The sequence below is a fragment of the Kiloniellales bacterium genome (assembly GCA_030064845.1).
Lineage (GTDB): Bacteria > Pseudomonadota > Alphaproteobacteria > Kiloniellales > JAKSDN01 > JASJEC01.
This window is the reverse complement of record JASJEC010000009.1, coordinates 1-11,787: the sequence shown is the minus strand read 5'-3', so window position 1 is coordinate 11,787 and position 11,787 is coordinate 1. Positions and strand designations below refer to the sequence as shown.

9 protein-coding genes are annotated in these 11,787 nt (G+C 66.5%); 4 read left to right on the top strand and 5 right to left on the bottom strand.

Annotated features, from left to right (window positions below; genetic code table 11):
- Positions 1-195 precede the first annotated feature (195 nt).
- Positions 196-1,020 (bottom strand): phenylalanine 4-monooxygenase, encoded by an 825-nt coding sequence (gene phhA, locus QNJ67_05135; protein MDJ0608340.1) that lies wholly within the window; start codon positions 1,018-1,020, stop codon positions 196-198.
- A gap of 656 nt (positions 1,021-1,676) precedes the next feature.
- Between phhA and QNJ67_05130 the strand changes: the two genes are divergently transcribed.
- Together QNJ67_05130 and QNJ67_05125 are read left to right on the top strand one after the other, a co-directional pair.
- Entirely contained in the window at positions 1,677-3,257 is a 1,581-nt protein-coding gene (locus tag QNJ67_05130) for an ATP-binding protein (GenBank protein ID MDJ0608339.1), read from the top strand.
- A gap of 83 nt (positions 3,258-3,340) precedes the next feature.
- Positions 3,341-5,854, top strand: coding sequence for an ATP-binding protein (locus QNJ67_05125; protein ID MDJ0608338.1), 2,514 nt, complete (start codon positions 3,341-3,343; stop codon positions 5,852-5,854).
- 11 nt (positions 5,855-5,865) lie between these two features.
- Here the strand turns inward: QNJ67_05125 and QNJ67_05120 are convergent, their stop codons facing one another.
- From QNJ67_05120 to cobA, 3 genes are all read right to left on the bottom strand, one after another.
- Positions 5,866-6,873, bottom strand: coding sequence for a crotonase/enoyl-CoA hydratase family protein (locus QNJ67_05120; protein MDJ0608337.1), 1,008 nt, complete (start codon positions 6,871-6,873; stop codon positions 5,866-5,868).
- Between the two features lie 384 nt (positions 6,874-7,257).
- Positions 7,258-8,586 (bottom strand): cobyrinate a,c-diamide synthase, encoded by a 1,329-nt coding sequence (locus QNJ67_05115; GenBank protein ID MDJ0608336.1) that lies wholly within the window; start codon positions 8,584-8,586, stop codon positions 7,258-7,260.
- Between the two features lie 5 nt (positions 8,587-8,591).
- Positions 8,592-9,431: a uroporphyrinogen-III C-methyltransferase gene (gene cobA / locus QNJ67_05110; GenBank protein ID MDJ0608335.1), complete on the bottom strand. Its 840-nt coding sequence runs from the start codon at positions 9,429-9,431 to the stop codon at positions 8,592-8,594.
- 206 nt (positions 9,432-9,637) lie between these two features.
- Between cobA and QNJ67_05105 the strand changes: the two genes are divergently transcribed.
- Both QNJ67_05105 and QNJ67_05100 read left to right on the top strand, forming a co-directional pair.
- A complete protein-coding gene (locus tag QNJ67_05105) occupies positions 9,638-10,714 on the top strand; it encodes a cobalt-precorrin-5B (C(1))-methyltransferase (protein ID MDJ0608334.1) in 1,077 nt (358 codons plus the stop codon).
- Entirely contained in the window at positions 10,707-11,471 is a 765-nt protein-coding gene (locus QNJ67_05100; GenBank protein MDJ0608333.1) for a cobalt-precorrin-6A reductase, read from the top strand. Before QNJ67_05105 ends, QNJ67_05100 begins: the two co-directional genes overlap by 8 nt.
- A 102-nt stretch (positions 11,472-11,573) precedes the next feature.
- Here QNJ67_05100 and QNJ67_05095 read toward each other — a convergent pair.
- Positions 11,574-11,787 (bottom strand): precorrin-4 C(11)-methyltransferase (locus tag QNJ67_05095; protein MDJ0608332.1); only part of this gene is annotated, 214 nt, incomplete at its 5' end.

Sequence of the window (11,787 nt, the reverse complement as noted above, 5' to 3'; positions counted from 1 at the left end):
AGATATTCTGCTTATTCTCAATTTATCGATGATAAGTTTCTATATTTTTGGTTAATATCAGATCCAGGCTCAGATTATGTAAATTTTCTACACAGCAATACTTGCTGAATAAATTCTCTTCCCGACAGAACTTTCAAAAAGTCTTCTACTGATCTTTGATTCTGTGGTTTCTTGCTTGGGTAGAACCTGGCCTGGTCAGGTCGCCGCCGCCGCCTGTTCCGATTTCAGCGGAAAAGTCGGCGCCAAGGGCCCCAAGGCGAGGGCGCGGTCCATGACGGGCACGAGCTCCTCGGTGGCGAGATCGAACAGGGTCCGCAGGTCGTCGATCACGTAATAGACCGTCTGAAAGATGTCGATTCGATAGGGCGTACGGAAGACCGTCAGCGCGTCGAACGGCCGTCGCTCGGCCTCGGGGCTCGCGAGCGCGTAGGGAGTCTCGCCGGCCGACGAGGCGATTCCCGCGCCGTAGATGCGCGGGCCTCGAGGGGTCTCTATGAGGCCGAACTCCACGGTGAACCAGAACAGCCGCTGAAGCATCCAGAGGTACTTGGAGTCGATCGACAGGGCGAGTCGGCCGTAGCGCTCGAGAAAATCGGCGTAGGTTCGGTTGGTCAGCATCGGGCAGTGCCCGAAAATCTCGTGGAAGACGTCGGGCTCCTGCAGGTAATCAAAGTCCTCCCGGCGGCGAATGAAGGTGGCCGCCGGAAACTTGCGGTTGGCGAGCAGTTCGAAGAAGCGGCGGGGCGAGATCAACGCCGGCACAGGCGCAACGCCGAATCCGGACGTTTCGGCCAGACGGCGGTCGACCTCCGAGAGCTGGGGCACACGGTCGCGGGGCAGATCCAGCAGCTCGAGACCAGTCAGGAACTCCGGACAGACCCGCCCCGGCAGCAGGGCGGTCTGGCGCTCGCAGAGGTCGCGCCAGATCCCGTCTTCTTCGCGCGTGTAGTCGATCCGGCCGTTCTGGTCCGGGTGTTTCGATTGGTAGCGGCTCGACTGGGCCATGCCCGCCTCGGACATCTGTGGGCGAATTTTTTCGACCCGACCCGGTCCCCATTTCGTTCCCTCGCGCGACGCCCCGGAACCGGGACCCCGCTATGCGCCGTCGCGCCTCGACGACCAGTCTAGCTGGGTCTTATTAATCTTTTCTTTCCCATAGCGCTCCACAGGAGGCCCGGAATTGCCACGGCGGCCGCCTATCGGAAGTTGAATATTGCCGAGCTGGCCCTTCACCCGGCAAGCTGCCAGGGCTGCCTATCCGATCGGACAATTAACTGTTCTAAAGCCCTTTTTTCTTGAACTACGGAGCTCTCGACGGCGCTCGTGATTGACTCTGACACGCCTGACGCGGGAACAACTGCCAGGGCTGCCCCACGGTCATGCCACAACAATGACACGCCACGAGGCCCGCGATTTCGGTCATTCTGTCGATCACTTCGCTGCTTGCCCCTGCCCTGCCGCAGTCCCTTCCCCGGACAACGCGGCGGGGCTTTTCTTTTGCCCCATGTCTTGCGCCAATGGGCCGTCGCTCCGGCCGCTGATGCCGATAGCTATTGAAGTTACCGGGAAATTCATTCTTTGATACCAGGATCGCCGTTAACGATTCCCCGCAAAGTCCGCCGCGGGCGTACGGCGAGGGCCGCGCTTCCCGCACAGGACAGGCATCGAGCGTCGTCATGCCCATTGTTGTCATCATCGACGACCGGATCACCAACCGCCGGATCCTCTCCGAGCTCGCCACCACGATCGAGCCCGAAGTGCAGGTCGAATCCTTCGACGACCCCCTGGCCGCGCTGTCCTGGATCGAGGAGAACACGCCGGACCTCGTAATCACCGACTACAAGATGCCGAATGTTGACGGCGCCGAGTTCGTCCGCCGCTTCCGCCACCTGCCGTTCTGCTTCGACGTGCCGGTGATGGTGATCACGATCTACGAGGACAAGGAGTTCCGCTACAAGGCGCTCGAAGCCGGCGCGACGGACTTCCTCCTGTCACCGGTCGATCACCACGAGTTCCGCGCCCGCTCCCGCAATTTGCTGGCGCTGCGCATGCAGCAGCAGATCATCAAGAACCGGGCCTATTCGCTCGAGCAGAAGCTGGCCCAGGATCATCGGACGCTCGAATCGGTGCTGCACGAGAGCCGCGAGCGGCTGCGGGCGGTGATCGATGCAGTGCCCGCGATGATCTATGCCTGCGATGTCGATCAGCGCTTCCTCTTCATGAACGACTACGCGGCGGCGCTGGCCGGCACCAATCCGGAATCGGCGATCGGCCGGACCGTGATCGAGGTCTTCGGCAAGATCACCGGCGCCAAGAGCCAAGCCTTCGACCTCAGGGTTCTGAATTCCGGCGAGGTCCTGCCGCTCTTCGAGGATACGATGATCGATGCCGAGGGCCTGGATAAGGTCTTGCTGACCACCAAGTGTCCGATCGCCGACGGCAGCGGCAAGACGACGATGGTGGTGACGGCCGCGCTCGATATCACCGCCCGGAAGCAGGCCGAACGCAAGCTTCTGGAGGCCGTGCGCGAGGCCGACATCGCCAACCGCGCGAAGACCGAATTCCTGGCCAATATGAGCCACGAGCTGCGGACGCCGCTGAACGCCATCATCGGATTCTCCCAGATCATGGCCGAGCAGTCGCGGGGCCCGATGGGCAACGAGACCTACATCGAATACTCCAAGGATATCAACAACAGCGCCGTACACCTGCTCGGCATCATCAACGAGATTCTCGACCTCTCCCGGATTGAATCTGGTAGAATTACCATCCGTGACGAGGAGATAGATCTCTACGAGGCGATTGACGACGTCGTGCGGATCACCAGGCCGCGCGCGGCGGAAGCGGATTTGGAGATCGTCTGCAAGCTGCCGAAGGGATTACCCCTGCTTGTAGCCGATAGAATCAAGTTCAAGCAAATGCTGCTGAACCTCTTGAGCAACGCCATCAAATTCACACCGGCCGGGGGCCGCATCGAGGTCGCGGCGCAACCGGCGGACGGGGTCCGCGTATCCGTTGCCGACACCGGCATCGGCATGTCGGCGGAGGAGATTCCCTTGGCGGTCTCCCGTTTCGGCCAGGTGGAGGGCTCGCTCGCCCGCAGCCACGCCGGCGCGGGCCTCGGGCTGTCGATCGTCACCAGCCTGATGGAGCTCCACGGCGGCAGCTGCGAGATCGAGAGCCAGAAGGCCGTGGGCACCACCGTTACCCTTCATTTTCCAAGAGAGCGCCTTACAAAAATCGCCAAGCGGGCGTAACGCCACCGCCTTCCTGGCCCTGATTACTCGGAGAAAGAGAGATAGAAGCAAGAACGTCCAGATTTCGACTGGCCCTCGACAACGTGATCAAGCGGCTGCGCAACCGGTCCGACAGCGAACATGAACAGGCGCTGGTCAGGGTCGGTTTCGGCGTTTTCGCGCTGCCCTATTGCCTGTTCCTGCGCCTGAGCAGCGACGGCGACTCCCCCTACGACCTCGCGGTGTTCTATCTTACCGTGCTGGCGATCGCCTATTTCCTCGTCGGCCTGGCGATCCTCGCCCACATCGTGATCCGCCCCGCCCCCTCGAGCGCGCGGCGCATCTGCGGGCTCATGACCGATCTCGGCGCCATGACGGCCTGCATGCATGTCGGCGGTGCGCTGACCGCATTCTGGTATCCGGTCTATCTCTGGATCACCTTCGGCATGGGGTTTCGCTATGGCCGCGCCCATCTGGTCGGGGCGGCGACCGGCAGCGTCATCAGCTTCGCGATCGTCGTCGCGACGACGCCCTACTGGTCGCAGCACGGCAACCTGGCGGCCGGCCTACTGATCGCCCTGGTCATCCTGCCAGCCTATGCCTCGATGCTGCTGACCAAGCTGACCAATGCCAAGGCCCAGGCCGAGGAGGCCAGCCGCGCCAAGAGCCGGTTCCTCGCCAACATGAGCCACGAGCTGCGGACTCCGCTCAACGCGATCATCGGCATGAGCGGGCTCATGGTCAAGAGCGACCTGGACCCCGACCAGCGGGAAATGGTCACCTCGGTCCAGGCGGCCGGCCGCTCGCTGCTTTCGCTGATCAACCAGATCCTCGACTTCTCGCGCATCGAGTCCGCGAAGGTCTCGGCCAAGTACGCGACCTTCGATCTCCATGCGATGCTCGCCAACCTGGGCACGCTGATGCGCCCCCAGGCTTCGGCCAAGAACCTGCGCTTCTCGATCCACCTCGAGACCGGCGTGCCGGCTGCGATCGACGCCGACGAGCAGTACCTTCACCAGATCCTGGTGAACCTGGTCTCAAACGCGATCAAGTTCACCGAGCAGGGCGGCGTCGGTCTCGTCGTCCGCCCGGTCCGCGGGCCGGAGCGCGACGGCCTGCGCTTCGAGGTCCGGGACAGCGGCATCGGCATCGCCGCCGACGCCCGGGAAAAGATCTTCGACAGCTTCAGCCAAGCGGACGACACAATCACTCGGCGTTTCGGCGGAACCGGATTGGGCCTGGCAATCTGCCGCCAGCTGGTCGAGATGATGGGCGGCCGGATCGACGTCGAGTCCGAGTCCGGCCGCGGCAGCCGCTTCTGGTTCCAACTGCCGCTGTCCGAGCCCGAGACCGCCCCGCGCCTCGCACCGCCGGAGGACGGGCAGCTGATCCTGCTGGGCCGGGACCCGCTGCCGGCGGACCTGGATCGGGCGCTGAACGGGGCCGGCCTGGAGGTCGAGCACGTCGATAGCGTCCAAACGCTGCTGGGATGGCTCGCGCAGCGGCACGGGCAGGGATCCCTGCGGCAGGTTCTGCTGATCGCCCCGGACGGTCTGGACGCGGCGCCGGCGGAGGTCGTATCCGAAGTCGAGGACGCCGGCTTCGCTCTCCCGGCGATCCTGATCGGCCCGGTCGAGCCGCCGCCGGACCGGGCCCTGCTCGAGACGGCCTTCCTATCCTGGCAGGCGGATCTCCAAGACCCCGGGGCACTGCTCGACACGCTGCGCTTCGCCCTGACGGACCGGCAGCCGGCGCCGGCCACGGACAGCGACGCGCTCGCCGTGGCTACACGCCCGCTCGATATCCTGGTAGCCGACGACAACAAGATCAATCGGCGGGTCATCGCCAAGATTCTCGAGCGCGCGGGCCACCGCACGGCGCTGGTCAAGAACGGCGAGCAGGCCCTGGACGCGCTCGCGGCCACGGCCTTCGACCTGGTCATCATGGATATGCACATGCCGGTCATGGGCGGGGTGGAAGCGACCAAACTCTACCGCTTCTCGAATCTCGACCGGCCCCACCTGCCGATCCTCGCGCTCACCGCGGACGCCACGGCGGCCGCCCAGCGCGAGGCCGAAGAGGCGGGGATGGATGCCTGCCTGACCAAGCCGGTGGAAGTCTCCCACCTGCTCGAGACGATCGAGCGCTTCGCACCGGACCGGGCGAAGCGCGCTCAGACGTCGCCCGGCGAGACGGCCGAGCAAGCGGACTCCAACGTGCTGACCCATCCCCGCTTCGCCCAGGCCCGGCAGCGGCCGATCGACCACAAGACCCTGGCCAAGCTGCTTTCGATCGGCACGAGCCCGCACTTCGTCACCAGCCTGATCGACGACTTTCTCGAGGACGGCGAGGATCTGGTGCGGCAGATCACCGTGGCGGCCGAGCAGGGCGACGTGCAAGCCTTTCGGGACCAGGTACACGGCTTGCGCGGCAGCGCGATCAACATCGGCGCGACGAAGCTCTATGAGCTCCTGCTCAGCTACCGCGATCTCACGGCCGATGCCATCGAGCGCGACGGCCCTGGCCATGCGCAGAGGGTCCGCGCGGAGTTCGACATCTGCCGGGATGCGCTCCTGCAGTTCGTGCGCGACCGACAGGACGAGGAAGTTCCTTCCTGAACCGCTGAGTCTTATCGAGTGGCTTTTTCCGCCTGGCGGGACGCAGGGGCGCGCCGGCGGTCTTGGGCCGCCGCCATGCGGGCCATCTTCCTCAGATCCGCGGGTGACATCTCCAGGACCGTGTCGACCCAGACCATGGCGATGTCTCTCAGCTCATCGTAGGTCACGGGATTGACGCGTCGGCGCGCCTGGTAGATCGAGCGGCGCATCCGGTGCTGGCGGTCGTGACCGTCGACGAAGGCCCGCACCGCCTCGGGAGCCTCGCCGGCCTCGGCCAGATGATCCACGAGTCCCAGTTCGAAGAGCTCCTCGGCGCTGTAGATGCGGCCGCTTAGAATCATCCTTTCCGCCTCGATCGGGCCGAGCCGCCGGGAGATCAGGCTGTAGGCGCCCATACCGGGGAACATGTTGAACAAGCATTCGGGGAGCCCGAACTTTGTGCCTCTTTCGGCGATGATGAGATTACCGGACAAGGCCGCCTCGAATCCGCCGCCGAGGGCGTCGCCCTGGACCATCGAGATCGTGATCAGCGGCAGATCGAGATTGATGTAGTTGGCGTAGACCAGGTCAATGCACGCGATCGCGTAGTCGACCAGAGCCGCCCTGTCCCGGCTGCCGACCAATTCCTCGAACAGGCGCAGATCGCCGCCCATGGAGTAAACACCGGGAATCGTTGAACCGCAGACCATGTAGCGCACGGCCGCTGAGCGCCCCGCAGGCAAGCGCGCGAAATGCCGTGTGACGCGCTCCTGTATCCAGCGGCCCTCCGCGGCCAGGCCGCAAGTGATGCTAGGCCGGGCCTCCGGGCTGAAGTAGGTCCAGAGGATCTTGCGGGACGCGTCGTAGTCGACGACGAACTCCCGCAGTTCCCGGCAGGCGTCCAGAAAGTCGACGAACTCACCGTCCCCCGCGGGAGCGTCCGCCACTGGCGGCACCGAAACCGCCGACAGGGGCCGCGCGACGCCATTCTCGGTCAGAGCCCCAGCATCGACCGTTCGGCGTACCTGTGCCTCACCCATGATTGCACCTACCTTGCCCGCATTCCCCTTGTTATCTAAAGTTTATCATTCATTTGGTATTTCGCCAGTGCATATATTGTGAGTAATCGAAACCTATAGTTGCAAAATGTAACTCGCATAATAGGCTTGGTCGCACGATTAGATTCAACCAACAATCGTCATAGTGCATCCCTCACATGCCAGGCTATGACGTTCTGCAGGACAACTTCGAGGCGACGTTCTTCTTCGCGCCGCGGTCCCACGGCTCTAGAACAGATCCAAGTGGTGACAGAATCGCCAGAGGCGATCCGTCACACTTGGGTCTGCTCAAAGAATGTCGATATCGAGCGGATTCACTTATCTTTGCCGGAACCGCGAAGCGTTTCCGTCAAAACATGATCTGCCCTAGACACCCGTTGAGCGGTCGACGAGATGCACGTAGGAGCCGGCTACGTTGGCGCGAAGCAGTCCGGCTGATCCCAGGCATTGCCCGGAGGCGTCGCGAAGGTGGAATAGGGGCTCGGCGCCGAAGGCGCCGCTCGACGTCGGGTTGTCCATGGTTGAATAGTGGAACTCGTGCCCGCGCAAGGACGTACCACTCGGGCCGAGCGGCGTGGCCCCGGCGGTGCTGAGCTGGCGGTAGCCGAGGCTGAGCCGCGGCTGTGCGAACGAGGTCTCCAGCGGCAGCAGTCCGGCCATCTCTCGGGGGTGGCGCTGGGGGTCGATCAGCCGGCGCCCGAGCACCATGAAGCCGCCGCACTCGCCGTAGACGAAGGCGCCACGGGCTGCCGCCTGCCGCAGGCCGTTCTTGAAACGCCGATTGGATTCCAGCTGCGCGGCGTGCAGTTCGGGATAGCCGCCGGGTAGGTAGACGGCATCGGCCTGCTCCGGTGGCGCCTCGTCGGCCAGGGGCGAGAAGAAGGTGATCTCGGCGCCGCACCGCCGCCAGGCGTCGATCACGAAGGGGTAGCAGAAGGCGAAGGCTTGGTCCCGGGCGACGGCGATCCGACGGCCCAGCGGCGGCAGCGGCGGCTCGTCCGGCGGCGCCGGCAGCCGGGCCGGCCGGGCCAGTCGCCGCAAGCGTTCGAGGTCGACGTGAGACGCGACCACGGCCGCCGCCTCGTCCAGGAAGCCCTCCAGGTCGTTGTGCTCGGCCGCCTGGACCAGTCCGAGGTGCCGTTCGGGCAAGGCCAGCGCGGGTGTCCGCGGCAAGGCGCCCAGCACCGGGATGCCGAGCGGCGCCATGGCCTCGCGCAACAGGCGCTCGTGCCGCGCACCGCCGATTCGGTTGAAGATGACGCCGCCGATCTCGATTTCCGGCTGGTGGCTCGCCAGGCCCCGCACCACCGCGGCCGCCGTCGCGGCCATGCCCCGGGCATCGACCACCAGAACCACCGGCCAGCCGGTCACCCGCGCCAGGTCGCCGGTCGAGCCGCGGCCGTCGGGCGCCCCGTCGAACAGGCCCATCACCCCTTCGCCGAGGATCAGCTCGGCGCCGCGGCCGGCGTTCTCCGCGAGCGCCGCGAGGGTGCCGGGACGCATCGCCCAGGTGTCGAGGTTGGTGCAGGGGCGCCCGCTCGCGCGGCTGTGAAAGGCCGGGTCGATGTAGTCGGGACCGGCCTTGACCGATGCCACCGCCACGCCGGCGTTGCGGAAGTGCCGCAGCAGCGCCAACGTGCAGACCGTCTTGCCGCTGCCCGAAGCCGGCGCCGCGAAGAGGAGTCCGCCGGCCATGGGGCTCAGCCCACCTCGCGGTTCCGTTCTTGGTCCAAGGGATCCGGATCCAAGCAGCGCCCGGCCAGTGCGCCGAGCCAATCGAGTCCGTCGCGCAGGCGCACGACCTGGCCGACGACGACCAGCGTGGGCGGCGTGACGCCGGCCGCCCGGGCGTCCGCGTCGCACGACCCGAGCGTGGTCTCGAGCACGCTCTGCGCCGGCAGGCTGGCGTTGCTGACCACGGCGACCGGCTCGTCGGGCGCGCGCCCGCCGGCCATCAGTAGTCCGGCGATCCGCGCCAAATGCTTCAGGCCCATGTAGATCACGATGACCGGCGATCCCCGCGCCAGGGCGGGCCAGTCCAGCTGGTCCGGCACCTCGCCCGCCACATTGTGGCCGGTCAGGAAGGTGACGGCCGAATTGGTGCTCCGGTGAGTTACCGGAATGCCGGCATAGGCCAGGCCGCCGATTCCGGCGGAGACGCCCGGTACAATCCGGAAGGGAACGCCGGCGGAAACAAGGGCCAACGCCTCCTCGCCGCCGCGCCCGAACACGAAGGGGTCGCCGCCCTTGAGGCGCAGCACCCGCTTTCCCTCGCGCGCGTAGGCGACCAGCCGGCAGGAGATGTCGGCCTGCTTCGGCGAAGGCCGGCCGCCGCGCTTGCCGGCGTACTCCAGGACCGCACCCGGGCGGGCGAGCGACAGGATGCTCTCGTTCACCAGGGCGTCGTAGACCACGACGTCGGCGCCGCGCAGCCCCTCGAGCGTGGTCAGGGTGAGCAGGCCGGGATCGCCCGGGCCGGCCCCGGCCAGCCAGACCCATCCGGGCTCGAGCGAGGGAAGAGTGAAGGGCAGGCTTTCCATGGCGCAATCCTAGATTCGCCGAAGCGCCGTGCCTAGAGCAGATCCGGATTTGATGAATCGCTATGGGCGATTCATCAAATCCGGTGAATCTGCTCTAACTCAATGATGTAGATCGGATTCACATGTTTAGACGGAAGCAGGACCTGCTTCCGTCTAAACATGACCCGATCTAGTCAGCACCGGCCACCGATTTATAGAATGGCGACATGGATCGGAAAGCGGAAGGACCTCTCAGGCGCGGCTGGACCACCGGCGCCTGCGCCACCGCCGCCGCGAAGGCCGCCTACGGCGCGCTCTCGACCGGCGCGTTTCCCGACCCCGTGACCATCACCCTGCCGGGCGGCGAGCGGCCGGCCTTCGCCCTAGCCCGCGAAGCGCTGGGCCCGGACTTCGCGCAGGCCGGCATCGTCAAGGACGCCGGCGACGATCCCGACGTGACCCATCTGGCCGAGGTCGTCGTCACGCTGCGCCGCGGTGCGCCAGGTTCGGGTCTTGCGTTCAAGGCGGGCGAAGGGGTCGGCACGGTGACCAAGGCCGGGCTGCCCCTGGCGGTGGGGGAACCGGCGATCAACCCCGCGCCGCGCCGGATGATCGAGGCCGCGCTGCGCGAGGCGGCGGGCGGAGAGCCCGGCGACCTCGAGATCGAGGTCTCGGTCCCAGGCGGCGCGGCCTTGGCGGCGCGGACCTGGAACCCCCGCCTCGGCATCGTCGGCGGTCTTTCCATCCTGGGCACCACCGGCATCGTGGTGCCCTATTCCTGCGCAGCCTGGATCCACTCGATCCACCGGGGCATAGACGTGGCGCGCGCCGCCGGCCTGGCCCACGTCGCCGGCTGCACCGGCTCGACCTCGGAGTGCGCGGTGCAGGCGCTCTACGACCTGCCGGACCACGCCATGCTCGACATGGGCGACTTCGCCGGCGGCCTGCTCAAGTACCTGCGCCGGCACCCCTTGCCGAAACTCACCATCGGCGGCGGCTTCGGCAAGATCTCCAAGCTCGCCCAGGGCCACCTCGACCTCCACTCGGGCCGCAGCCAGGTCAACCTGGACTGGCTCGCCGAACGCCTTGCCGAACTGGACGCGGACGCGGAGCTGGTCGACGCCTGCCGCCGGGCCAACACGGCCAACGAGGTCCTGACCTTGACCCGCGGCGCGGTGGCGCTGGCCGACGTCCTGGCGGAGCGGGCCCGCGAGACCGCGCTGGGCCTCCTGGCCGGCGAGACCGAGGTCGAGGTGCTGATCTTTGACCGCCAGGGCGGCCTGGTCGGACGCTCCCGTGGCTGACCGAAAGCGCCTGCTCATCCTCGGTGGCACGGAGGAGGGCTGGGCCCTGGCCGACTGGGCGGCGCGACAGGAGCGACTCTGCGTCACAACCTCGCTGGCCGGCCGCACGCGCGAGCCGAAACGGCCGCCGGGGCAAGTGGTCTCGGGAGGTTTCGGCGGCGCCGAGGGGCTGACCGCATTCCTGCGGGAACAGGCAACCGACCTGCTGGTCGACGCCACCCACCCCTTCGCCGCGACCATGGCCGGCCACGCCGCCGCGGCCTCAGCAGCCGCCGGGGTTCCCCGCCTGAAGCTCCTGCGCGCGCCCTGGCAGGCCGAGGACGGCGACCGCTGGATCACGGTGCCGGACACGGCCGCCGCGGCGCGCGCCCTGGAGGCACTCGGCGAACGCGTCTTCCTGTCGTCCGGCCGCCAGGGCATCGAGGCCTTCGCGCCGTGCCGCGACCACTGGTTCCTGGTGCGCCTGATCGATCCGCCGTCCACGCCGCTGCCCCTGGCCCGGCACGAGATTGTTCTGGCGCGCGGCCCCTTCGACGCGGACGAGGAGGTGGCCCTGCTTCAACAGCACCGCATCGACGCGCTGGTCAGCAAGAACAGCGGCGGCGGCGCGACCTACGGCAAGATCCTGGCGGCCCGGCGCCTCGGCCTGCCCGTCGTCATGATCGCGCGGCCGCCCGCGCCCCCGGGGGACAGCGTGGCCAGCGTCGAAGCCGCCGCCGAATGGATCGCGGCGCGGCTAGAGCAGATCCGGGTTTGACTGTATCGCTTCAGGCGATCCATCAAACCCGGTGAATCTGCTCTAACTCAATGAAATGTTTAGACGGAAGCAGAACCTGCTTCCGTCTAAACATGGTCCGATCTAGCGTGACGCCCGCCGGTGCGGGCGCAGCAGATGAACGTGGTCGGCGGCGTAGAGACGGCTGTCCTCGAAAGCGTCCTGCGCGAGCACGCGGCCGACCAGGATCAGCGCCGTCCGGGTGATCTTGGCGGCGCGAACCTCGGCTCGGATGTTCGCCAGCGTGCCGCGGATCACCTGCTGGTCCGGCCAGGTGGCGCGGTAGACCACGGCGACC

What these genes read in the sequence shown, in the direction of transcription:
- phhA (MDJ0608340.1), bottom strand. Translation starts at nt 1,020, where the DNA reads ATGTCCGAGGCGGGCATGGCCCAGTCGAGCCGCTACCAATCGAAACAC.
- QNJ67_05130 (MDJ0608339.1), top strand. Translation starts at nt 1,677, where the DNA reads ATGCCCATTGTTGTCATCATCGACGACCGGATCACCAACCGCCGGATC.
- QNJ67_05120 (MDJ0608337.1), bottom strand. Translation starts at nt 6,873, where the DNA reads ATGGGTGAGGCACAGGTACGCCGAACGGTCGATGCTGGGGCTCTGACC.
- QNJ67_05115 (MDJ0608336.1), bottom strand. Translation starts at nt 8,586, where the DNA reads ATGGCCGGCGGACTCCTCTTCGCGGCGCCGGCTTCGGGCAGCGGCAAG.
- cobA (MDJ0608335.1), bottom strand. Translation starts at nt 9,431, where the DNA reads ATGGAAAGCCTGCCCTTCACTCTTCCCTCGCTCGAGCCCGGATGGGTC.
- QNJ67_05105 (MDJ0608334.1), top strand. Translation starts at nt 9,638, where the DNA reads ATGGATCGGAAAGCGGAAGGACCTCTCAGGCGCGGCTGGACCACCGGC.